Source organism: Streptosporangium fragile, assembly GCF_039534445.1.
Classification (GTDB): Bacteria; Actinomycetota; Actinomycetes; order Streptosporangiales; family Streptosporangiaceae; genus Streptosporangium; species Streptosporangium fragile.
On record NZ_BAAAVI010000036.1, the window covers coordinates 25,492 to 47,871 of the forward strand.

General features: G+C 70.6%; 22 protein-coding genes and 1 other RNA gene. 8 read left to right on the forward strand and 15 right to left on the reverse strand.

Going from position 1 to position 22,380, the window contains the following annotated elements:
• Nucleotides 1-279 precede the first annotated feature (279 nt).
• Nucleotides 280-507 carry an HAD hydrolase-like protein gene (locus ABD841_RS23210; RefSeq protein WP_344975672.1) on the reverse strand — a complete coding sequence of 76 codons (228 nt, stop codon included), beginning with the start codon at nt 505-507 and terminating at the stop codon, nt 280-282.
• 208 nt (nt 508-715) lie between these two features.
• Between ABD841_RS23210 and ABD841_RS23215 the strand changes: the two genes are divergently transcribed.
• The gene (locus ABD841_RS23215; RefSeq protein ID WP_344975532.1) at nt 716-1,225 is read left to right on the forward strand and encodes a hypothetical protein; all 510 of its coding nucleotides are present in this window, start codon (nt 716-718) and stop codon (nt 1,223-1,225) included.
• A gap of 391 nt (nt 1,226-1,616) precedes the next feature.
• On the opposite strand, the gene ABD841_RS23220 is transcribed toward ABD841_RS23215, so the two are convergent.
• Nucleotides 1,617-2,018, reverse strand: a complete 402-nt coding sequence (locus ABD841_RS23220; protein WP_344975535.1) for a VOC family protein — start codon at nt 2,016-2,018, stop codon at nt 1,617-1,619.
• On the opposite strand from ABD841_RS23220, the gene ABD841_RS23225 reads away from it, so the two are divergent.
• A complete protein-coding gene (locus ABD841_RS23225; RefSeq protein WP_344975538.1) occupies nt 2,005-2,598 on the forward strand; it encodes a site-specific integrase in 594 nt (197 codons plus the stop codon). The two genes, ABD841_RS23220 and ABD841_RS23225, sit on opposite strands and share 14 nt — an antisense overlap.
• A gap of 40 nt (nt 2,599-2,638) precedes the next feature.
• Here ABD841_RS23225 and rnpB read toward each other — a convergent pair.
• The 4 genes from rnpB to ABD841_RS23245 all read right to left on the reverse strand — a co-directional run bounded on the left by rnpB (nt 2,639) and on the right by ABD841_RS23245 (nt 6,180).
• Nucleotides 2,639-3,030, reverse strand: an RNA gene (rnpB, locus tag ABD841_RS23230) — RNase P RNA component class A.
• Nucleotides 3,031-3,248: 218 nt separating this feature from the next.
• Nucleotides 3,249-4,613, reverse strand: a complete 1,365-nt coding sequence (locus ABD841_RS23235) for a bifunctional RNase H/acid phosphatase (RefSeq protein WP_344975541.1) — start codon at nt 4,611-4,613, stop codon at nt 3,249-3,251.
• Nucleotides 4,610-5,350, reverse strand: a complete 741-nt coding sequence (locus tag ABD841_RS23240; RefSeq protein WP_344975543.1) for a zinc ribbon domain-containing protein — start codon at nt 5,348-5,350, stop codon at nt 4,610-4,612. Before ABD841_RS23240 ends, ABD841_RS23235 begins: the two co-directional genes overlap by 4 nt.
• Complete coding sequence (locus tag ABD841_RS23245) at nt 5,347-6,180, reverse strand: Nif3-like dinuclear metal center hexameric protein (RefSeq protein ID WP_344975546.1); 834 nt, start codon at nt 6,178-6,180, stop codon at nt 5,347-5,349. The genes ABD841_RS23240 and ABD841_RS23245 overlap by 4 nt, the downstream gene beginning before the upstream one ends.
• Nucleotides 6,181-6,260: 80 nt before the next feature.
• Between ABD841_RS23245 and ABD841_RS23250 the strand changes: the two genes are divergently transcribed.
• Both ABD841_RS23250 and ABD841_RS23255 read left to right on the forward strand, forming a co-directional pair.
• On the forward strand, nt 6,261-7,700 hold the full coding sequence (locus tag ABD841_RS23250; protein WP_344975549.1) for a flavin-containing monooxygenase: 1,440 nt from the start codon (nt 6,261-6,263) through the stop codon (nt 7,698-7,700).
• A gap of 167 nt (nt 7,701-7,867) precedes the next feature.
• Nucleotides 7,868-9,013, forward strand: a complete 1,146-nt coding sequence (locus ABD841_RS23255) for a dipeptidase (RefSeq protein ID WP_344975552.1) — start codon at nt 7,868-7,870, stop codon at nt 9,011-9,013.
• Nucleotides 9,014-9,217: 204 nt separating this feature from the next.
• On the opposite strand, the gene ABD841_RS23260 is transcribed toward ABD841_RS23255, so the two are convergent.
• From ABD841_RS23260 to ABD841_RS23270, 3 genes are read right to left on the reverse strand one after another with little or no spacing between them, the layout of a single operon-like run.
• Complete coding sequence (locus ABD841_RS23260) at nt 9,218-10,696, reverse strand: AMP-binding protein (protein ID WP_344975555.1); 1,479 nt, start codon at nt 10,694-10,696, stop codon at nt 9,218-9,220.
• Nucleotides 10,697-10,707: 11 nt separating this feature from the next.
• Nucleotides 10,708-11,688, reverse strand: a complete 981-nt coding sequence (locus ABD841_RS23265; RefSeq protein ID WP_344975558.1) for an acyl-CoA dehydrogenase family protein — start codon at nt 11,686-11,688, stop codon at nt 10,708-10,710.
• Between the two features lie 23 nt (nt 11,689-11,711).
• Nucleotides 11,712-12,890, reverse strand: a complete 1,179-nt coding sequence (locus ABD841_RS23270) for an acyl-CoA dehydrogenase family protein (RefSeq protein ID WP_344975561.1) — start codon at nt 12,888-12,890, stop codon at nt 11,712-11,714.
• 189 nt (nt 12,891-13,079) lie between these two features.
• On the opposite strand from ABD841_RS23270, the gene ABD841_RS23275 reads away from it, so the two are divergent.
• Nucleotides 13,080-14,396 (forward strand): sensor histidine kinase, encoded by a 1,317-nt coding sequence (locus tag ABD841_RS23275; RefSeq protein WP_344975564.1) that lies wholly within the window; start codon nt 13,080-13,082, stop codon nt 14,394-14,396.
• A gap of 28 nt (nt 14,397-14,424) precedes the next feature.
• On the forward strand, nt 14,425-15,027 hold the full coding sequence (locus ABD841_RS23280) for a TetR/AcrR family transcriptional regulator (RefSeq protein WP_344975567.1): 603 nt from the start codon (nt 14,425-14,427) through the stop codon (nt 15,025-15,027).
• On the opposite strand, the gene ABD841_RS23285 is transcribed toward ABD841_RS23280, so the two are convergent.
• Nucleotides 14,984-15,901: a DMT family transporter gene (locus tag ABD841_RS23285; protein WP_344975570.1), complete on the reverse strand. Its 918-nt coding sequence runs from the start codon at nt 15,899-15,901 to the stop codon at nt 14,984-14,986. The two genes, ABD841_RS23280 and ABD841_RS23285, sit on opposite strands and share 44 nt — an antisense overlap.
• A gap of 182 nt (nt 15,902-16,083) precedes the next feature.
• Here ABD841_RS23285 and ABD841_RS23290 point away from each other — a divergent pair, with 182 nt between their 5' ends.
• Together ABD841_RS23290 and ABD841_RS23295 are read left to right on the forward strand one after the other, a co-directional pair.
• Complete coding sequence (locus ABD841_RS23290; RefSeq protein WP_344975573.1) at nt 16,084-17,253, forward strand: AurF N-oxygenase family protein; 1,170 nt, start codon at nt 16,084-16,086, stop codon at nt 17,251-17,253.
• Nucleotides 17,250-18,047: an SDR family NAD(P)-dependent oxidoreductase gene (locus ABD841_RS23295; RefSeq protein ID WP_344975576.1), complete on the forward strand. Its 798-nt coding sequence runs from the start codon at nt 17,250-17,252 to the stop codon at nt 18,045-18,047. Before ABD841_RS23290 ends, ABD841_RS23295 begins: the two co-directional genes overlap by 4 nt.
• A 169-nt stretch (nt 18,048-18,216) precedes the next feature.
• On the opposite strand, the gene ABD841_RS23300 is transcribed toward ABD841_RS23295, so the two are convergent.
• The 5 genes from ABD841_RS23300 to ABD841_RS23320 all read right to left on the reverse strand — a co-directional run bounded on the left by ABD841_RS23300 (nt 18,217) and on the right by ABD841_RS23320 (nt 22,219).
• Nucleotides 18,217-18,531, reverse strand: coding sequence for a hypothetical protein (locus ABD841_RS23300; RefSeq protein WP_344975579.1), 315 nt, complete (start codon nt 18,529-18,531; stop codon nt 18,217-18,219).
• A 520-nt stretch (nt 18,532-19,051) separates the two neighbouring features.
• Complete coding sequence (locus ABD841_RS23305) at nt 19,052-19,369, reverse strand: hypothetical protein (RefSeq protein ID WP_344975582.1); 318 nt, start codon at nt 19,367-19,369, stop codon at nt 19,052-19,054.
• 345 nt (nt 19,370-19,714) lie between these two features.
• Nucleotides 19,715-21,040 (reverse strand): cell division FtsX domain-containing protein, encoded by a 1,326-nt coding sequence (locus ABD841_RS23310; RefSeq protein ID WP_344975585.1) that lies wholly within the window; start codon nt 21,038-21,040, stop codon nt 19,715-19,717.
• Nucleotides 21,037-21,702: an ABC transporter ATP-binding protein gene (locus ABD841_RS23315; protein ID WP_344975588.1), complete on the reverse strand. Its 666-nt coding sequence runs from the start codon at nt 21,700-21,702 to the stop codon at nt 21,037-21,039. The genes ABD841_RS23310 and ABD841_RS23315 overlap by 4 nt, the downstream gene beginning before the upstream one ends.
• Nucleotides 21,695-22,219 (reverse strand): PadR family transcriptional regulator, encoded by a 525-nt coding sequence (locus tag ABD841_RS23320; RefSeq protein WP_344975591.1) that lies wholly within the window; start codon nt 22,217-22,219, stop codon nt 21,695-21,697. Before ABD841_RS23320 ends, ABD841_RS23315 begins: the two co-directional genes overlap by 8 nt.
• Between the last annotated feature and the right edge of the window lie 161 nt (nt 22,220-22,380).

Genomic DNA, 22,380 nt, shown 5'->3' on the forward strand with positions numbered 1-22,380 from the left:
CAGTCTCAAGGAAACGCACCATCCTGCTCCGGGCGAAGCCACCGGATCCATGGCGCTGTCAGCAAGGGTGTAAGCACAGGGCTCCCGCCGGTGACCCGCGGGAGCCTCTGGCATGGAGCCATCCACGCAGAATTGACCCCTTACCCCCTTCATTACGAGTGAGGACACGACCGTCCAGGACCGTCCACAGCCGTCTTCCCGGCCCGGTCGGGCGGGCTCTACAGGGTTCCTCAGCCCATGCTCGTCCGGGGCCGTCCAGACCCGTTGTCAGCATCCGCGTTAGCAAGATCCGCGGCTCACGCCGTCTCGGCCTCCGGGCCGGTCACCGGTTTGCGAGGAGAATCTCCATCGCCTGAAGCACGTCCATGACGACGTGGTCCGCCTCGGGCTCTTCGCCGGACCACGTCCCCGGTCGATCCAGATGGTACGGAGGCCGGCGGCCCATCCCCCGCCGATGTCAGCAACGAGGTGGTCACCGACCGTCCATCCCCCATCGGCAAAAGCCATGCCGCATCGCTCGGCGGCGATCTCGAACAGGCCGATGTCGGGCTTGCGGATGCCTTCGAGCCCGGAGAGTGCATAAGCGTCAACGGCTTCGGCCAGTCCTGTCTGCTGGATCTTGCCGAGCTGGTTGTCCGCCGTCTCGTTAGCGCGGTGATCTTTTCGGTAGAGCCCTCTACGCTCCTCGGCTGTGAAAAGAGAAGGAACTCCTGCGGTGGAAACCACGCAGATGGATCTCCAAGTGCACTACAGCCAGGCATACCTCGTCGACGCTGATGACGAGTGTTATCCAGACGGCATGTTGGACGACTCTCCGACTCACCCTGTTGGAATCATCCGAGTGGAGAAGGGCAATGCCTTCCTGATCACCGGCCTTCACACGGGAACGGTGAGTTTCACGGTAGCTGTAGCCGATCAGGACCCAGGCGCCGACCTTGAGGGCTATGAGGACGTAGTAGAGATCAGCTTCGAGTCGCCATCAGGCCACGTCTCGCTGTATGAGTGGGGAGGTGGAGGCGTCCACGGAATTCCCCCGTTGTCCGTTGGCCCCGGGACCTACCGCTTCCGGTATCACGCATATGGAATGGACGCCGCCCGCGAAGCAGACACTTTTGATGTGGTGATTGATCGCTACCTTCTCCGAATTTGGCCAGCACCACACCGTGATCCCGTCGTACTCAAGTCCACCGGCTCATATTTCCAATATTGGCTGAGCGCCGGATGATCCGTTAAGGCCGGCGAGGAAGGAATCGGGCGACACTGTCAGCTTGGGAAGCGGTCACTGATCTTCGTGCGCCGACCTGCGGAATCATAGGTCCTGCCAGGGGCGGTGCGACTCCCCGCTGTTCCCCGTGATTCACCATGATCGCCCGCTGCATCTGGCACGAATCCGGCACGACGATCATGGGGTCAACCAGTACGGATGCACCTGAGATTCGGCCTCTCGGTCTCGTGCCCAGTGGCCCCGGCCCCCTCGGCCTGTGCACCCCTCCGCGCCCTCCGAGACGGTGGGCCGGGCTGACGAAGGAGGCCCGGACCTTCGATCGCCGTCAACCGGTTCGGTGATCAGCCACAGCGCGATCGCGACCTGTACGGGCGTGGTGGCCGACCCATGGCTAGGGCCAGATCAGGCCCTGGTCGGTCCAGATGACGCCCTTGTTGCGGCACAGGCAGAAGGGGTGGCCGATCGGATCGGTGTAGACCCGCCAGCCGTAGCCGTCGGGGCCGATGAAGTCCTGCTGCAGCGTCGCACCGAGGTCGAGGACGCGGCGCTGCTCGGACTCGATCTCGTCCACTTCGAAGTCGAGGTGGAACTGCTTGGGGTGCTCGCTGTCGGGCCACTGCGGAGCGCGGTAGTCGTCCACCCGGATGAAGGCCAGCTCGACCTCGCCGAACTTGATGCCGGCCCAGTCCTCGTGGCTGCCTTCCTTGATCGGACGGCCCGTCACCTCAGAGTAGAAGGCCGCCAGCTTCATCGTGTCCGGGCAGTCGATGATGAAATCGGTGAGTCGCAGCATCCCACGATCTTGTCACAAGATCTTTAATACAGGCCTTACCGTCAATCGGATCGACTTCCTCCGGAAAACCCTCACGGTAGATCGTCAGATCGTCCAAGGTGGGTTATTCGACACTCCGAAGACCAAAGCATCGGCCCCAACCATCCCGCTCCCGGAGACGGTCATCAATGCTCCGGCTCAGCACCTGGCCGATTATCCAGCCAAGGATCACGAAGTGACGTGGGTAGATGGCCGTAAGGAAGTGGTCCGGCTGGTCTTCACCTCGTCACGGGGAAACTCGCTACGGCGCAGCACCTTCAACCCCGCATGGCACCGTGCAGCAGGCACCTGTGATCTCCCTGACGGGGCAAGCTTCCATGCTCTTCGGCACACTTACGCCTCACTGCTGATCGCCCGGAACGCCTCCCCCAAGGTGGTCCAGGTCCGGGTGGGGCTTGCATCCATCGCAGAGACGATGGACACCTATGGTCACCTCTACCCCGAGTCGGAAGAGGTGACCCGAGCCGCGATCGATGACGCGCTCAGCGTTGACAAGGACGCATCCGTTGACAAATTGATGACACAAGAGCAGTCCGCTTGATCCACTAAGGACTGTTCGCGCAGGTAGATGCCATGTGGGGCGGACGAGTCGGCCTGTAGGCCGGGTTCTGTCCTTCGCGGGTGCGAAGGGGCGACCATCCATCTAGGACCGGCGTTGCCGCCGGTCTCAAGCGGTCTACCCGCGCGGCTCGGGCGGGCAGCCCTCGAACGCCGCGCGCGGGACGCTCCGGGGAGCGTCCCTTCTTGACCTTGCTCCGGGTGGGGTTTACCGAGCCGCCCACGTCACCGTGGGCGCTGGTGGTCTCTTACACCACCGTTTCACCCTTACCTCCCTTGCGGGAGGCGGTCTGTTCTCTGTGGCACTGTCCCGCGGGTCACCCCGGGTCGGCGTTACCGACCACCCTGCCCTGTGGAGCCCGGACCTTCCTCGGCGGGTCTCGAAGAGACCCGACGCGGCCGCCCGGCCGGCTCGTCCGCCGTGTCCCCCAGCTTAACGGCTCCCAAGTGGGATCCAACCGAGCGGCAAGTGCTCTGCCCTCAAATATGGATCAGAGGGACGGGGGACACGGTCCCGTACCTCCACGGACCGACCGCGAGCCTCCGCGCCGCCGACCGGCGGACGCGGGCGCCCGTAAGGGGGGCGGACACGCTTCTCGCGGACGGTTCCGTCATCGACGTCGGGCCGCCGGTTCAGCGCAGGTGCGAGGTGTCGTTGAACGCCTTCACCACCGCGGGGCCGTCGGCGTAGTACTCGATCAGGGACAGAGCTGACAGGTCGAGATGCATGCGGTACAGCGCGTCCAGGGGAGCGAGGAGCGCGAACCGGAGCAGCATCTTGATCGGCGTGACGTGGGAGACGATCAGCACCCGCTTCCCCTCGTAGCGCTCGAGCAGCAGATCCCTGGTCGCCTGGACCCGCCGCGCCGCCTCCCCGAAACTCTCCCCACCCGGCGGCGCGGCGGACGGGTCCGCCAGCCACGCGGCGAGCTCGTCCGGCCAGCGGCGCTGGATCTCGGTGAACGTGTGGCCTTCCCACTGGCCGAAGTCGGTCTCCCTGAGCCCTTCCTCGACGACCACCTCGAGACCGGTCCGGGCCGCGACGGCCTCGGCGGTGGCACGGGCGCGCTTGAGCGGCGAGCTGACGATCGCCTGGATGCCGTACGGGTCTCCCGCGAGCCGGGCGGCGGCGGCCTGGGCCTGGGCGACGCCGTTGGGCGTGAGCTCCGGATCGCCGAGCCCGGAGAACCTGCGCTCGACGGAGAGCGGGGTCTCGCCGTGCCGGAGCAGGTACAGCGAGGTCGCGACGGCGGTGGGCGCGCGCCAGCCGGTGCCGGTGCGGGTGGCGGTGGCGCTTGCCGACCGCCCGTGCGGCTCGGCGGTGTCGCTCCCGGGGCCGGTGCCGGCTCCCACCCCCGCGCCGGTCCCGATATCGGTCGTCCCGGGATCGGCCCCGGCCTCCGCGCCGGTGCCGAGGTCTCCGGGGTCGAAGAGGAGGAGGTCCTCCGCGGGAACCCCGCCGCCGGTGCGGGTCGCGGCCACGCCGCCGCCCTCCACGCCGGAGACACCCGGCGCGCGGGAGACACCCGGCGTGCCCGAAGGGCCAGGTGATCCGCCCGCGGCGCCGGCGAGGCGCCAGGGCAGGCCCTTGGCCGCGGCGTCCATGGCCTCGTTGGCCAGGCGGTCGGCGTCCTTGTTCAGCTCCCGGGGGATCCACTTCCAGGTGACGCGCAGGCGCCGGGCGAGCGCGGCGGCCTGGAGGGCCAGTGGACGCAGACCCTCATTCTTGATCTTCCAGCGGCCCGCCATCTGCTCGATGACCAGCTTGGAGTCCATCCGGACCTCGACCGCCGCGCCGTCGCCCGCGAGCGCGATGAGCGCGTCGAGACCCGCGATCAGCCCGCGGTACTCGGCGACGTTGTTGGTCTGGGTCCCGATGGCCTCGGCGGTCTCGACGAGGATCTGGCCGTCCGCCGCGTCCCTGACGACGGCGCCGTAGCCGGCGGGTCCGGGATTGCCCCGGGACCCGCCGTCGGCCTCGACGATGTAGGAGGTCACAGGCCGGACTCTGCGGTACGGACCAGGATCCGGCGGCACTCCTCGCAGCGGACGACCTCGTCGTGCGCGGTCGCCTTGATCCGGTTGATCTCCGCGATGGACAGGCTCGTGCGGCAGCCCAGGCAGCGGCTGCCCTGGAGCATCGCGGCGCCCACGCCGAACTGCTCCCTGAGCTTCTCGTAGAGGCCGAGCAGGTCGGCCGGGATCTCTCCGGCGACCTCGGCCCGCCTGACCTGGACCTCTCCCCGCTCCTTGTCGATCTCGGCGAAGGCGGCGTCCCTGACGTCCTCGGCGGCGCCGCGGGCGGCGGCGAGCTCGTCACGCTCGGCCGCGAGCCTGGTCACCTGCGCGTCGGCCGCCTCGCGCCGCTCCATGATCTCCAGCACGACCTCCTCCAGGTCGCTCTGACGGCGGTGCAGGGAGGCGATCTCGGACTGGAGGCTGGCCAGGTCCTTCGGCGAGGACACCTGGCCCGCGTCGAGGCGCTTCTGGTCGCGCTCGGCGCGGACCCGGACCGCGTCGACGTCACCCTCGGCCTTGGCCTGCTCACGGGCGAGGTCACCGGCCTCGGTCTCGGCGGCGATCACCTGGGTCGCGACACGGGCCAGGCGGGTGGAGAGATCGTCGATCTGGGCCAGTTCTGGCAGGGTGCGGCGGCGGTGGGCCAGCCGGTCGAGGGCGGAGTCGAGTTCGGCCAGGTCAAGCAGACGCTTCTGGGCCGCCGGGGCTGCTTTCACGTGAAATCCTCGCACTTTGCTGTTGTGTTCCAGGCGTCCGTGACCGTCTCGGATACGCGCGTCTCAACAGTAATCCCCCTGGCGGCCGACGCGGACGTCAGGCGCCGCGCCGCGTCGGCCAGCCAGGGCCACTCGGTGGCCCAGTGGGCCGCGTCGATCAGGGCGGGGCCGCCGGCCTCCACGAACTCGCTCGCCGGGTGGTGCCGCAGGTCCGCGGTGAGGAAGACGTCCACCCCGGCGGCGCGGGCCGCGCCGAGCAGGGAGTCGCCGGCTCCGCCGCTGACCGCGACCCGCCGGATCGGGCGGTCGGGGTCCCCGGCGACCCGCAGGCCGCCCGCGGTGGCGGGCAGCCCGTCCGCGGCCCGCCGGGCGAACTCGGCGAGGGGGACGGGTTCGGGCAGCGAGCCGATCCGGCCCAGGCCGCGCCGGGGATCGTCCGCGGCCGGCTGGAGCGGGACGAGCGGCCCGGTCAGGCCCACGGCGCGGGCGAGCGCGTCGGAGACGCCGGGGTCGGCGACGTCGGCGTTGGTGTGGGCGGTGAAGAGCCCCACGTCGTTCTTGATGAGCGTGTGGACCAGGCGGCCCTTGAAGGTGGTCGCCGCGACGCTCGTGGTGCCGCGCAGGTAGAGCGGGTGGTGGGTCACGATCAGGTCGGCGCCCCAGTCGAGGGCCTCGTCGGCGACGGCGGCCACGGGGTCGACCGCGAACAGGATCTTGCGTACCTCCGCGGAGGGGTCTCCGCAGACGAGCCCGACCGCGTCCCACGACTCCGCCCACCGGGGGTCGTAGAGGGATTCGAGCTCTTGGACGACGTCGGCAAGGGTTGGCACGTGCGCAGACTACCGGCCTATTCCCCGGTGCAGGCGAATCGCTTAATGTAAGTGAACACTGACCTGAAGAAGGGCCGCGCATGAGTCCGACTGTCGCGATCATCGGTGCCGGGTTCGGCGGGTTGTGCATGGCCATCCAGTTACAGAGGGCCGGCGTCGACTCGTACACGATCTTCGAGGCGGGGGCCGGTGTCGGCGGCACCTGGCGCGACAACACCTATCCCGGCGCGGGGTGCGACATCCCCTCACACCTGTACTCCTTCTCCTTCGAGAAGTACTCCAGCTGGACCCGCCGCTATCCGGGGCAGCAGGAGATCCTGCGCTACCTGGAGATGTGCGCCGACAAGTACGGCCTGCGGCCGAAGATCCGGCTGAACACCGCGGTCACCGGTGCCGCCTTCGACGAGGCGCTGGGCAGGTGGCGGGTCCGCACCGCCGCCGGGGAGGAGCTGTTCGACGTCGTGGTGTCGGCGGTGGGCCAGCTCAGCCGGCCACAGCTGCCCGACATTCCCGGGATGTCATCTTTCCTGGGTCCGGCCTTCCATTCCGCCCGCTGGGACCACTCCGCGGACCTGACCGGCCGGCGTGTGGCCGTGATCGGGAGCGGCTCGTCGGCGGCGCAGCTCATTCCCCGGGTGGCCGAGGCGGCCGGGCACCTGGACGTCTTCCAGCGCACCCCCAACTGGGTGATCCCCAAGCCGGACGCGACCTTCGGCCCCGCGCTGCGTACCGCCTTCCGCTACGTTCCGTTCCTGCAGCGCGGTTACCGCGAGTGGATCCACCGGTACGTCGAGGCCACCCTCTACCCGGCCCTCGCGGGCGGCTGGAGCGCCGAAGCGCTGCGCAGGCACGCCCTGGACCACCTGCGCGCGCAGGTGCCCGACCCGGCGCTGCGCGCCAAGCTGACCCCCTCCTATCCGATCGGCTGCAAGCGGGTCGTCATCGACAGCGAGTTCTACCCCGCGCTGACCCGGCCGGACGTGGACGTCGTCACCGACCGGATCACCCGGATCGTCCCCGGCGGGGTGGAGACCGCCGCCGGCCTCCGCGAGGCGGACGTGATCGTCTACGCGACCGGTTTCCAGACCTCCGACCCGCTGGCGCCGGTGGAGGTCACCGGGAGGGGAGGGCGGCGCCTGGCCGAGGCCTGGCGGGAGGGGGCCGAGGCGTACCTCGGCATCGCGGTGCCGGGCTTCCCGAACCTGTTCCTGCTGTACGGCCCCAACACCAACCTCGGCCACAACTCGATCATCTTCATGATCGAGTGTCAGGTGCGCTACGTCCTCGGCTGCCTGGCGCACATCGCGGCACGCGGGCCGATGGAGGTGCGGCCGGAGGCGATGGCCGCCTGGCGGCGCAACCTCGACCGGGCCATGGCGGACATGGTCTGGCAGGCGGGCTGCACGAGCTGGTACAAGAACGCGGCCGGTCGGGTGACCAACAACTGGCCGGCGACCGCGACCCTCTACCGCCGCATCACCCGGGCCCCGCGCCCGGCCGCCTTCCGCTTCGCACGCTGACCCGGCGCGAGGCAGGGCGACCCGGCACAAGGAACTCCAACCGGCGCGAGGCGAGCCAACCCGGCACAAGGCGCTCCGACCCGGAGCGAAGTCAGCGGCGGACGTACGGGCCCGGCAGCCGATACGGTCGTGCCGAACGAGAGCCGTCCGCGCAGAAGGGCCTTGCCGTGTCCGCCGATCTCCACCGCGACGCCGTGGTCGCCGATACCCACAACGACCTGCTGATGGCCGTCAGCGCCCGACCGCCCCGGCGATGGGCGTCGTTCTTCCGTGAGCGGTGGCTGCCCCAACTGCGTGAGGGCGGGGTGGACCTGCAGGTGCTGCCGGTCTTCATCGACGACCAGTACCGGCCGGAGGGCGCGCTCCGGCAGACCCTGCGCATGATCGAGTGCGCGCACACGCTGGCCGAGGGCAACGCCGACGCCGTCCGGCTGTGCCTGGACGGCGCGCAGATCGACCAGGCCCTCGCCGAGGGGAGGATCGCCTTGGTCCTGGCCCTGGAGAGCATGCCGGGGCTGGACGCCTCGGTGGAGCTGCTGCCCACGCTGCACCGGCTGGGGGTGCGGGTCGCCTCGATCGCCCACTGGGGCCGCACCCCGCTGGCCGACGGCAGCGGCGAGGACGCCACCGGCAGCAGGCTCACCGAGGCCGGGGTGGAGGCGGTCCGCGCGATGGAGCGGCTCGGCATGATCTTCGACATCTCCCACCTGGGCGCCTCCGGGGTGGCGCACGTGCTGGAGCTGGCGACCCGCCCGGTGATGGCGACCCACTCCTCGGCCCGTGCCCTGCGCGACCACCACCGCAACCTCACCGACGAGCAGATCCGGGGCGTCGCCGCGACCGGCGGCGTGGTGTGCGTCAACTTCGTGCCGGCCTTCCTGTCGGAGGACCCGGCCGAGCACACCGTGGACCGCCTCGTGGACCACATCGAGCACATTGTGAGCGTCGGCGGGATCGACCACGTGGGGCTGGGCCCGGACTTCATCCGCGAGGTCATGCACGACGTGACCCCGCCGTGCTGCGAGGACCGCTACAGCGGCGTCGACGTCTACGCCACCCTGCCAGGGCTGGCCGGGCCGAGCGGACTGCCGCTGGTCACCGAGGCCCTGCTCAAGCACGGTTTCGCCGACGACGAGATCGTGAAGATCATCGGCGGCAACGTGCACCGGCTGTTCCGCGCCGAGCTGGGCAGGCCCGCCGGGGCGGCCGTGGGCGAACCGGCCGGGGCCGCCGTGGACGCACCTGCCGGGGCGGCCGTGGGCGCACCCGTCGGGGCCGCCGTGGGCGGGTCCGCCGAGGTGGCCGCCGGGTAGACCCCGGCTCCGGCGCCGCGGTGACCCCGGGGACGGGGTTCGTGAGCGGGCTCCGGGCCCCGGGGTGATCGCCCCGGGGCCCGCCGCGAGACGGATCCCCGCACCGGACGACCATCACAGGACCCGCCGCGAGACGGATCCCCGCACCGGACGATCACCACAGGACCCGCCGCGAGACGGATCCCCGCACCGGGCGACGGCCGCTCAGCGGGCCAGGTACTCCTGCCGGACCCGGGAACGGGAGAGCTTCCCGGTGGGGGTGCGGGGCAGCTCGTCGCGGAACTCGACGACCCTGGGGTGCTTGAAGCGGGCCAGGCGCGGACCCAGGTGCTCCAGCAGTTCCTCCCGGGACGGCCGGGTGCCGGGCGAGGGCTGGACGAGCGCCACCACGGTGTGGCCCCATTCCTCGTCCGGCACCCCGATCACGGCGACGTCGGCCACCGCCGGGTGCTCCAGCAGCGCCGCCTCGATCTCGGCGGGGTAGATGTTGACCCCGCCGGAGACGATCAGGTCGGTGCGCCGGTCGCAGAGGAACAGGTAGCCGTCCTCGTCCAGGTAGCCGATGTCGCCGGGGGCGTACCACTCGCCGCGCATGCTGGCGGCGGTCTTGGCCGGGTCCTTGCGGTACTCGAAGCCGCCGAGGTTCGACGCGACGTAGATCATGCCGGGCTCGCCCGGGGGGAGCTCCTTGCCGTCCTCGTCGAGGATCCTCGCCTGGAAGGTCGGGGCCGGGCGGCCGACCGTGCCGGGGCGTTCCAGCCACTCGCCCGGTTTGACGGCGAAGGCGATGGTCGACTCCGTGGAGCCGTAGTACTCGTACAGGACCGGGCCCCACCAGTCCATGATCGCTTTTTTGACGGCCACCGGGCAGGCGGCGGCGGTGTGGATCACCTGCTGGAGCGACGAGACGTCGTACCGCCCGCGGACCTCCTCCGGCAGCCGCAGCAGCCGGTGGAACATGGTGGGGACCATCATGGCGTTGGTCACCCGGTACCTGTCGATCAGCTCCAGGACGGTCTCCGGCTCGAACTTCGACGCGATCACGAGGGTGTGCCCGAGGTGGAGGGCGAACATGGTGTGGGCGCACGGCGAGGAGTGGTACATCGGCGAGGTGACCAGGTGGACACCGTCACCGGGCCGCAGGTCGCAGACCTCCCCGAGGAACCAGGTGTAGAGCGGGACGGTCTCCTCCGGTGTGCTGTCGGACAGCGGCCGCTGCACGCCCTTGGGGAACCCGGTGGTACCGGAGGTGTACCACATGACGGCCCCGCTCGACCGGTCGTCCGGCGCGGTCTCCGGCTGCCCCTCGGCCAGTTCGGCCACGCCGCCGAGCGCGCCCTCGACGGCGTGGGACGGGTCGGCGACGACGAGCCCGGCGTCGCAGTCGGTCACGATGTAGTCGATCTCGGCGGCCGTCAGGTGCCAGTTGATCGGCACGTAGTACAGCCCGATCTGCCCGGTGGCCATCAGCATGACCACCGCGTCGACGCCGTTGGGCAGTACTCCCGCGACCACGTCGCCCCGGCCGAGACCGCGTTCCCGCAGGCCGTGCGAGACCCGGTTGACCGTGGCGAGCAGTTCGCCGTAGGTCGTGACGGTTCCGTCGGTGTCGACGACCGCGCGGCGGCCGGGGTCGGCCTCGGCGATCCGGTAGAAGCCCGGTAGCCCACTGATGTCGGCCATGCGATCCTCCTCTAGAGCTCCAGCAGGTCGGCGAGGCGGGCCCGGTGCACCCGGGGCGGGCCGAGGAGCACCTCATCGGTTTTGGCGCGTTTGTAGTAGAGATGGGCGTCGTGCTCCCAGGTGAAACCGATTCCACCGTGGAGCAGCAGGTGGTCGCGGGCCACCTCGAAGCAGGCCCGGCCGACGTAGGCCTGGGCGAGCGCGGCGGCGGCCGGTAGCTCCTCCGGCGCCTCGTCGGCGGCCCAGGCCGCGTGGCGGACGATCGACTCGGCCTGCTCCAGCTTGCAGTGCATGTCGGCGAGCTTGTGCTTGACGCCCTGGTAGGAGCCGATGAGGCGGCCGAAGGTCACCCTGATCTTGGCGTAGGCGACGATGGCGTCCAGGGAGGCCCGCAGCACGCCGAGTTGCTCGGCGGCCACCGCGACCGCGAACAGGTCTCTGGCCCGTGCCACGGCCGTCTCGGACGAGGCGATCTCCTCCCCCGAGCCCAGGTCCACCCGCGCCTGCCTGCGGGTGATGTCGAGGGTGGTCAGCGGGGTGCGGGCGCCGCCCCGGACGGCCAGGACCCGCGGGCCGTCGATCGCCAGGACCAGGTCGGCCTCGGCGCCGTTGAGGGCGCGGTCGCCGTCGAGCGCGACGGTGGCCACCGTTGTCCCGGCGGCGATGTCGGGCAGCAGTTCCTTCTCGCCCACCTCGGTCAGCAGGATCGTGGCGAGCGTGGTGGCCAGGAACGGCCCGGGGAGCAGCGCCGCGCCGGTCTCCTCCAGCACGACGGCGAGCTCGGCGTGGCCGGCGCCGGCGCCGCCGTGCTCCTGGGGGACGACGAGACCGGCGAGCCCGAGTTCGCCGTTGAGCCGCCGGTAGACCTCGGGGTCGTAGCCGGTCTCCGACTCGGCTGCCCGCCGGACCGCGGGCAGCGGTGAGACCGATGCGAGGAAGGAGCGGACCGCGTCGCGCAGCTCCTGCTGTTCCCGAGTGAGCACGAGTTTCATGGGGGTGCCCTTTCTCCGGGGCGTCATCCGTTCGCCCTCAGGTCCTTGAACGGCACGTTCTTGTCCGTGCGCGGTTCGGGCGGCAGATTCAGCACCCGGTCACCGACGATGTTGCGCATGATCTCGTTGGTGCCGCCGCCGAGCGCCATGGCGGGGGCGAGCGCGAGGGCTTCGGCCGGCCCTCCGCCGCCCTCCTCGTACGCGACCGCCTCCGGACCGGCCAGCGAGGTGGCCAGGTCGGCCTGGAACATGGTCAGCTCGGCCAGCAGCAGCTTGGCCGCGCTGCCCCGGGCGCCGGGGAAGATCCCCGCCTTGGTCTCCTGGGCGAGCCGCTGGTTGAACAGGGCGAGCGCGCGGGAGCGGATGTAGAGCTCGACGAGCTGGTCCCGGACCACGGGGTCGGCGGTGTCGACGCGGTGGCGCAGCGCCTCGAAGGCGACCGGGTTGTCCTTCTGGCCCCCCATGCCGACGCCGCTGGAGATGGACAGGCGTTCGTGCAGGAGGGTGGTGACGGCGCAGCTCCAGCCGTCGTTGACCCGGCCGATCAGGTTCTCGTCGGGGATGTGCACGTCGTCGAAGAAGATCTCGTTGAAGTGGGCGCGGCCGGTCATGTCCCGGAGCGGGCGGACGGTCACGCCGGGCGCGTGCATGTCGACGACGAACATCGACAGGCCCTTGTGCTTGGGCACGTCCACGTCGGTGCGGGCGAGCAGCAGACCCCAGTCGGCGTGCTGGGCGACCGAGGTCCAGACCTTCTGGCCGGTGACCGTCCAGCCGCCCTCGACGCGCGTCGCCCGGGTCTGCAGGGCGGCGACGTCGCTGCCCGCGCCGGGCTCGGAGAAGAGCTGGCACCAGATCTCCTCGCCGCGCAGCAGCGGCCGGAGGTGGCGGGTCTTCTGCTCGGGGCTGCCGAGGTCGACCAGGGTCGGGCCGCACATGCCCAGCCCGATGGAGAAGACGTAGGTCGGCAGCGTGTAGTGCCGGGCCTCCTCGGCGAAGGCCCGCTCCTCGGCCTGGGTCAGCCCCTGGCCGCCCCATTCCTTCGGCCAGGTGATGCCCGAATAGCCCGCGTCGTACATGCGTGCCATGAACGCCTTGGCGGCGGCGACGCCTCCGGTGTCCGGGGCGCCCTCAGCCGCGGCGACCGGGGCGTTGGTCTCCAGCCAGGCTCGGGCCCGCCGGCGGTATTCCTGAAGATCCATGTCGACTCCCATCAGTGCTCACTTACTCTAACCAGCGCACGATCAGGCGTACAGAGCAAAGCTCTACAGGGGAAGGTGAAGCGATCTTTGCTGCCGCTTGGCCATGAATGACCAGGAAAAGGCAATTAATCCGCCTGGGGTGATCGTCCGTGCCGGGGGAGTGAAGTGTTCAGGCGGAACGCGTGGCCGGTGAGACTTCGGCTGACGCTGGTCGCGGTGGCGACTGCCGTCGCGTCCGGCATCGCGCTCAGCACGGTGGCGACCGCCGCCCTGTACGGCCTGGCGGACCGTTTCACGACGGAGGAGGCGGCGAGTTCCACACTGGAGATCGTCCACACCGCGCAGGGGCGGCTGCCTCCCGTCCTCCCGGCGGGCAGGACCGACGGCATCCAGGTGCTGGACACGCGCGGGCAGATCATCGCGGCGACCCCGAACCTGCGCGGTGCCCCGCGGATCGCCAACTTCGTCCCCTCGGGGACCGCCGTCAGGGAGGATCGCAGGCTCTGCGACGTCCCCCGGTTCCCCGGCAGGTGCATGGAGATCATCGCCTTCCGGATCTCCGAGCCGGGAGGCGACCGGGTCGTCTACGCCGCCGACGAACCGGTCCCCTGGTACGTGCACCCGGGCCTGTTCGCCTTCATCGTCGGCGCCTCCCTGATCACCGTGGTGCTCTCGGGAATCGGCGCCCACCGGACGGTGACCGAGGCGCTCGAACCGGTGAAGGAGATCAGGGGGAAGCTGGAGGAGATCACCGCGACCGACCTGGGCCGCCGGGTGCCGGTGCCGGACGCCCGGGACGAGATCAGGCAACTGGCCGAGACGATCAACCAGACGCTTGACCGGCTGGAGGCGGCGGCGGAGCAGCAGCGCAGGTTCGCCTCCGACGCCTCGCACGACCTGCGCAGCCCGCTGACGGCGATGCGCGCCCAGGTGGAGGAGGCGCTGCACTACCCCGAGGACGTCGACTGGAAGCCGAAGGCTCACGAGATGCTCACCAGCCTGGACCGGCTCCAGGCGATCGTCGCGGACCTGCTGATGCTCGCCAGGCTCGACTCCGGGGTACCCGCCGCCAGGGAGCGCATCGACCTCGGCGCGATGATCGGCGAGGAGCTGGACCGCCGCAGGCGCGGGGTGGAGGTGATCAGGGAGCTCAAGCCCGGGGTGACGGTGACCGGCGACCGGCTCCGGCTGGCGCGGTTGCTGACGAACCTGATGGACAACGCCGAGCGGCACGCCGTCTCGCAGATCAGGGTGAGAGTGGGCGAGGAGGACGGCACGGCCGTGCTGGAGGTGCTCGACGACGGCGCCGGGATCGCGCCGGAGCACCGGGAGGTGATCTTCCAGCGGTTCACCCGGCTGGACGCCGCGCGCAACCGTGACGCCGGGGGGACCGGGCTGGGACTGCCGATCGCCAGGGAGGTCGCCGAGACCCACGGCGGCACCCTGAAGGTCGAGGACAGCCCACGCGGCGCGCGATTCGTCTTGCGCCTCCCCCGCACCGACTAACGCGACCTTTACCCGCTAATGTTCTTTTGTGGCACGGGGATTTGGGCGATTACGTCGCGAAGATCTACTCCGGACCGCCTGTGACGTCATCGCGGCCCAGGGATTCGGGCACACCCGTACCGCGGACATCGCCCAGGCCGCCGGGGTCAGCCAGGCGCTGCTCTTCTACCACTTCGAGACCAAGGAGAAGCTGTTCGCCGAGGCGTTCTCCTACGCCGCGCGGCTCGACCTGGAGGCACTCGCCAGGGTGGAGGGGGCGGACGGCTCCCCGCTCGACCGATTACAGGCCCTGCTCAGGCTCTACTCCCCCGCCGGCAAGTCCAAGTCGTGGGCCCTGTGGATCGACGCCTGGGCGGAGTCGATGCGCAACGCCGAACTGGAGGAGACGTCGCGCAGGATCGGCCTGCGATGGCGGCAGGCGCTGCGCGCGGTCATCGACGACGGCGTCGGGACGGGACTGTTCGCCTGCGACGACCCCGACGGCGCCACCTGGCGGATCATCTCTCTCCTCGACGGGCTGTCCACCCAGATGACCGTGCACCGGCGGATGCTGAGCCGGGCGCGCATGGCCGAACTGGTCCGCGCGGCTACCGCGAGGGAGCTGGGCCTCTCCCCCACCGACCTGGTCTGAACGCCTCCCGGGGCAGCACGACCAGGAGCACGGCCAGGGCGGTCAGCCCCCCGCCCAGGAAGACGCCCGCGGTGAGCGGCTCGCCGTGGACGACGACGGCCAGGGCGGTCACCCAGAGCGGCTGGGTCGACAGGATCACCGCGGCGGGCACCGGCGGGACGTGGACCTGGCCGTAGGAGCGGGCCAGGAAGCCCAGGGCGCAGGCCACGATCGACAGGTGACCGAGAACCGCCCAGTCGACCGGCGTCTCGGGCAGCGTGAGACCGTCCGGCACGGCGAGCAGCCCGGTCATGACCGCGATGGTGCCGAGCTGGATCACGGTGACCGCGTAGGCGTCCCGCCGCGCCCCGGCGGACGCGCCGAGCACCAGGGTGTGGACCGCGTACAACACCGCCGACAGCAGGGTGACGGCCAGCGCGGACAGGGAGACGGCGCCCCCCGTCCCCCGCGACAGGGCGAAGACCGCCATCGCGAACAGCGCCAGCGCCGCCGCGGCCCAGACCCGGCCGGAGACCCTGGTGCCGAGCAGGGCCAGCCCGAGAACGGGCGTGATCACCACGTACGAGCCGACCGCGAACCCCGACACCGACGAGGGCAGGTCGTGCAGGGCCACCGCCTGCGCGGTCTGGCCGACGCCGAACAGCAGGCCCAGCACCAGGCCGGCCCGCCAGGTGTCCTCGGTCAGCCCGCGCAGGCAGCGGGGGCGGAGCGCCAGCAGGACGAGCGCGGCGACGCCGTACCTCTCGGCCAGGAGATCGGCCACCGGCATGCGGGCGATCAGGTCCTTCATCAGCGGGAACGCCGACCCCCACGCGGCGCTGACGAACAACAGGAGCACAGCTCCCAGGAGGGGACGGGGCGCTACCAGTGCCATCTTAAAAGGATTTCATCACGTGGAGCGATTGAGACGTCACGGAGCGAACGGGGGGTGGATCGCATACAACGCTGAGTGAAGGACGTCACACCGGCGCGAGGGACCTCATACCTCCACGGACCTTTCCGGCTTATTGGATTCTTCGTACAATTAGCGGGCAGGCCATCCGAGGGAGTGCAGCGATGACACCCGCTCCAGAGACCACCGCAGCCAGAGAGAGCGACCTGCAGGTCGCCGAGAGAAGTGCCTACGAGGCGGTCATCGAGCGCCTCTCCAAGGCGTCCGTCGACAAGCACTGGGAGCCCTACGTCGACATCCCGTGGGACGATCCCGAGTTCCTCGTCCGCCAGGACGACCCGCGCTGGGAACTGCCCGGCGTCGACAAGCTGGGCGGCCATCCGTGGTACCTGGCCCGGCCGCCCGAGGTCCGCGCCCGGATCGGGCTGTGGCGGGTGGCGACCGCCATGAAGATCGGACTGCAGTTCGAGAACCTGCTCAAACGCGGCCTGCTGAACTACGCCTACCGGCTGCCGAACGGCTCACCCGAGTTCCGCTACGTCTACCACGAGACCATCGAAGAGGGACATCACGGGATGATGTTCCAGGAGTTCGTCAACCGCACGAAGCTCCCGATCAGTGGGATGCCCGGCCCGCTGAGCCTGCTCGCGCAGGTCACCCCGTGGATTCCGCTGATCTCGACCGAGTTGTTCTTCATCTTCGTGCTCGGCGGCGAGGACCCGATCGACCACGTGCAGCGCAAGGCGCTCAGGTCAGGTCAGATCCGGCACCCGCTGGAGGAGACCATCATGCGGATCCACATCGCGGAGGAGGCCAGGCACATCTCCTTCGCCCGGCACTACCTCCGCCGCCGGGTACCGCGGATGCCCCGCCACCGCCGCTTCGTCCTGGGCCTGGTCGCACCGGTCGTCCTGGGCATCATGGCGCGGATCATGCTGGCGCCCCCGGGCCCGATGATCAGGGCGTTCGGCATCCCCGGCGACGTGGTCCGGGAGGTGTACACCGACAACCCCGAGGCGGCCGCGGAGATCCGCGACTCGGTCGGCAAGACCCGCGAGCTCTGCGCCGAGCTCGGCATGACGAACCGCCTGCAGCGCGGGGTCTGGAAGGCGATGGGGATCTGGGCACCGCCGGAGCCGAGACCCCCGGCCCGTCCGGGCTCCGCGAAGGGGGCCACGGCGGCTGCCGGGAAAGATCCCACGACGGATCGCGGGAAGGGGGTCGCGGCAGACTCCGGGAGGGACGCCGCGACGGACCCCGGGAAGGGAGCCGCAGTGGCCCCCGGGAGGGACGCCGCGACGGCTCCCGCGACGGACGGGGAGGCGGGGGCGTGAGGACGGCGATCGTGACGGGCGGCGCGTCCGGCATCGGCCGGGCCGTCTCCCGCGAGCTCAGCCGGCGCGGCGCGCACGTCGTGGTCGCGGACCTGGACGGCGCCGGAGCCGAGCGGACGGCCAAGGAGTTCGGCTGCTCGGCCGCGACGCTGGACGTCACCCACGCGGAGGCCGTGCGGGAACTGGTCGAGCGGGTCGCCGCCGAGCGGGGGCGGCTCGACGCCGTCTTCAACAACGCGGGCATCGCGGTCGGCGGCACCGCCGACGAGCTCACCCTCGACCACTGGAACCGCACGATCGACGTGAACCTGCGCGGGGTGGTCCACGGGGTCCACGCGGCTTACCCGATCATGAAACGGCAGGGTTCCGGGCACATCGTGAACACCGCGTCCCTGGCGGGGCTGGTCCCCGCGCCCCTGATGGCGCCCTACACCGCGACCAAGCACGCGGTGGTGGGGCTCTCGCTCGCGCTGCGCGCCGAGGCCGCCGCGTACGGCGTGAAGGTGAGCGTGGTCTGCCCGGGTTTCACCGACACCCCGCTGCTGGACCACGCCAACCCCGGTCTGCCGCAGACCGCCGTGGGCAGCGGCGCCCGTGAGTCGGCGACCAGGACGATGGGCCGCCTCTACTCGGTCGACGCCCTGGCCGACGACATCCTGCGGGGCCTGGCCCGCAACCGGGCCCTCATCGTCGCCCCGGCCTCGGGCCGTCTGGCCTGGCGGGGCGCCCGTCTCTCGCCGGCGGCGGCGGTCCGGGTGGCCTCCCTCGCCGTCCGCCGCCTGCGCGGCCGGTGAGCGACATCGCACACGCGTGAGACGCGGCTCCGGACAGCCGGAAGCCCCGCACCCGGGCGGCCGGACCCGGAGTGCGAGGCTCCCTGCTTCTTTCCTTTGTTCTTCCCCTGTGCGGGGGTGGGTTCCACCGGTCACTTGCTTCTGGAACCGCGCCCCGCCCACCGGCCGATCAACCGTTGCCGATGTTGACGTTGCCGCCGGTGACCTTGCTTCTCTTGACGTCACCGTTGACGTTGACACTGTTGTCGATGGTGCTGTCCTTGATGACGATCTTCTTCTTGGTCTTGGCGCCGTGATGTCTCCAGCCGTGGTCCCAGTGGTCCCAGTGGGCGACCCCCGTCAACGAGGCCGAGAATGACTGGACGGACGCGGCGGCCACGTCGCTCATGGTGCCGGCACTGGCCGACTGGGCCGACATCGCCGCGGGGGCGAGAGCGGAGGCGGCGATCGCGGTGCCGGCGAGGACCTTCTTGAAAGTGATCATTTGAAGTACTCCATGTCATGTCTGGTGTGTAGTACCTGGCGTATGGCGCCTGACGTGTGGTGCCTGAATCCATGTGTAGGCGATAGCGGTTGAAAATCCCCTTCGTTCCACTTACAGGGACTTTCAGATCAAATAACCCATATGCCGGGATTGCCGTGGCAGCCGATGAAAGGCAGAGGTTCCCGGCCACGCGCATTGACGCGGGAAAACACGCTTGACAGTGGTCGACGATCACGTCGGAGGGCTCCGCGGAGCCCTCCGCCCGGCGACGGCCCCCAAGAGTCTGCGACCGGCCGGGGGCAAGGGCGGTGAGGCCCCGCGCCGATTGACGACGCGCCCGCGTGTCTCCGCATGTTCACGCGTCCCCGGCTCTGCCCGCGACGCCGCACGCCGGCATCCGGACAGCCGAAAGCCCTGCACCCGGGCCATCAGGCCCGGAGTGCGAGGCTTCTGCTTCTCCCCGGTACGGAGCGGACTCCGATGGCGACCGGCCCGGGACCACGTCCCGCCCACCGGCCGATCAACGATTGCCGATGCCGGCCCTTCCGCCGCCGACCCGGCTGTTCTTGGCGTTGCGAACGTTGACGCTGTTGTCGATGGTGCTGTTCTTGATGATGATCACCTTGTTGACCACCTTCTTGAACACCTTGCCGCCCCTCTTCACGGGGACTTTCTTCCCGCAGGGAGGCGTCGTCAAGGACGCGGAGGGCGCCTGGACGGAAGCGACAGGCACGTCACTCAGGGTGGCGGCACCGGCGGACTGGGCCGACATCGCCGCGGGAGCGAGAGCGGAGACCGCGATCGCGATGGTGACGAGAGCGTTCTTGAAAGTGATCATCAGAGGTGACTCCGTTTTCGCCTGGGTGGCACTGCCGAGTGGTCACCAACCGGCAGTGCCGCACGCCCACCGACCGGTGCTGTTATGTGCTCATTTGTAGACCAAAATGGTTGTAAGTCGCTTTCGTGCCACTTACAGGATGAATGACGATGATTCTTGTCGATTAAACGGTTTGCCGTTTGAATACCGGAAACCGGGACAGTTCGGGGAAAATGCGGCGGCGATCGGCGTCCGCCGGCTCCCGGCGAGACGCCGTGGGCCCCGGGGCTTCGCCGGCGCACGCACCCCCGGGTGAACGGGCGCCGGCCGCGGGGCGGGTGGACGGATGGGACGTCCCCGACCCGGTCACTCGGTGTGGAACTCGTCCAGGCGGACGGTGCGGCGGAGGAGGCGGCGGGCGGCCGCAGCCACCAGCAGAGCCGTCAGTGCACCGATCAGCACCGTGAGGGCCGCGCGGGTCATCGTCCAGCCGATCGCTCCCGGCCGTTCCCCGTAGAGGTCCACGGCGCCGAGGACGGCGATGCCCGTCCCGGCGAGGGCGGCGACCAGGCACACCGGGAGTGCCGCGATGAGCGCCTGGCGGGTGAGGACACGGCCCAGGGCGGGCGCGGGCACGCCCGAGGCGGTCAGTGCCGCGAACGACCGCCGGTGGTCCAGCAGCTGCTCCACCTGGTGCGCGACGAGGGCGGCGGACGAGGTGGCCAGCGCGACCACCAGGGCGAGGTCCACGAGGAGGTAGGTCGTCAGCAGAGAGGCGGTTCCGGGGACGTCCGCCGAGAAGACGATCGCCTGCTGGGCGCCTACGACGGAGCTGAAGAACACGGTCAGCCCGATCACCGACAACGCGCGGGCCCAGCTCCGGGGGTCGGCCTCCATCAGCCGGGCCGCGAGCAGAGTCTCCGCCGCCCGCGTGCGCCGCCCGACCCACCGCGCGGCCGCTCTGATCAGCCCGGCGGTGGCGAGGACCAGGCCGAACAGCAGGAGCACCGCGCCGGCCACCACGGCCAGCGCCCCGCCGTACTTCCCGCCCAGCGGGAAACCGCCCTTGCCGCCGTACCCGGCGACGAACGTCCCCACCCCCGCGACGACCAGCACCAGGTCGAGCACCCTCGGCCCGGCCGGCCCCACCCCCCGGGTCACGCCCAGCGGGGAGATCACCACATGCCGGCCCGGACTCAGCCCGGAGAGCGCGCCGCCGAGCGTCACCGCGGCGAGAACCGCCGGCAACGCGACGAAGGAGACCAGAGGCAACGCCCCGTCCAGCACCCACGACAGCGCCAGATTGACCGCCAGGTACAGCGTGACCCCGGTCAACCCGCCCAGCGACGCCCGCCGCGCGCCCTCGTACGCCCCGAGCAGACGCACGTGGCGCGGCGTGGCCCCGGCCAGCCGGAGGGCGGCCAGCCGCCGTTCCCTGGCGGCGCCGGTCAGGCGGCTCATCTGGTAGACGAAGGCCGCCACCGGGACGATCAGCAGGGCCAGGCCCAGCGCGGTGACGTCGTTCCCGTCCCCGGAGAGGATGGCTCCGAGGCGGTCTCCCTCCGCCTGGAGCAGGTTCACCGCCGCGCAGAGCAGGAAGGTCGCGAGCGCCGCCCCCGCGACCATGAGACGCCCCCGTACCCGCTCGTGCCGCGATTCTCCCCTGGCGAGCATGCGTATCACGGCGATCACGCGGTCACCTCCGCCGCGACCGCGCCGTCGCGCAACATGATCTCCCGGTCGGCGTACGCGGCCACCCGGTTGTCGTGCGTGACGATCACCAGGGTGGTGCCGTCGGCGCGCGCCATGCCGACGAGCTCGTCCATCACCCGCTCGCCCGCCAGCGAGTCGAGCGCGCCGGTCGGCTCGTCGGCGAAGACCACGCGAGGGCCGGCGACCAGCGCGCGGGCCACGGCGATCCGCTGCGACTGGCCGCCGGACAGCTCGCCGGGCCGCTGGTCGGCGCAGTCGGCCACGTCCAGCCGTTCCAGCCAGGAGCGGGCGGCGCGCAGGGACTCCCGGCGGCCGTGCCGGTCGAACAGCAACGGCAGCGCCACGTTCTCCGCCGCGGTCAGCTCGGGGACAAGCTGACCGAACTGGAAGACGACGCCGAAGCTCCGCCTGCGCAGGTCCGTGCGCTCGGTCTCGCCCAGCGTGTCGATCCGCTCGCCGCCGAAAAGGACCTCGCCCGAATCCGGGCGGATGATCCCGGCCAGGCAGTGCAGCAGGGTGGACTTGCCCGAGCCGCTCGGCCCTGTGATCGCGACGATCTCACCTGCGCCGATCTTCAGGGACACACCGTCCAGGGCGACGGTGCGGGCGAACGTCTTGCGCAACGTGTGCGCCTCAAGCATCGGGATTCTCTTTCAGGTCTGCCAGTCGTTGCATGGCCGTCTCGATCCAGCGCAGGTCGGCGTCGAGGTGCTGGAGCGCGTAGTCCGCGGCCAGCGCCTGGGCGGGGGAGCCCGCCGCCCGCTCCGACGTGAGCTCGCGCATCCGCGCCAGATGCGCGGCCCGTTGCCGGAGCAGGTAGCGGTCGGCGGCGCCGTTGGTCGCGGTCGCCACCACCACGCGGGACAGGAGCGCGCTGGACACGTGCGGCGCGGGCGCCTCGACCTCGTCCAGCCACCGGGTGAGCTCGGCGAGCCCCTTCTCGGTGATGGCGTAGACCGTGCGTTCCGGACCGCCCTCCTGCACCGTCTCCGCCACCTCGGCGAACCCGTCGCGCTGCAGGCGCTGCAACGTCGCGTACACCTGACCGTAGGCGATCGGCTTGGCGCCGGGCAGGCGCCGATCGTGCTCACGTTTGAGCTCGTATCCGTGCTTGGGCCGCTCCACCAGCAGCCCGAGCATCACATGTCCGATCGACACGGGCACCACTATAGCCCCCATCTATACACTGAGAGAGTAGTGAGCGCCCGGTTCGGCCCGGGCATACACACCGCGACGGCTCGGCGGCGCCGGGGATGAGCGGCGGCACGGCCGTTGACGCGGAGACGACAACCGGCCCGGCCGAAGCCGCCGGGAACCGT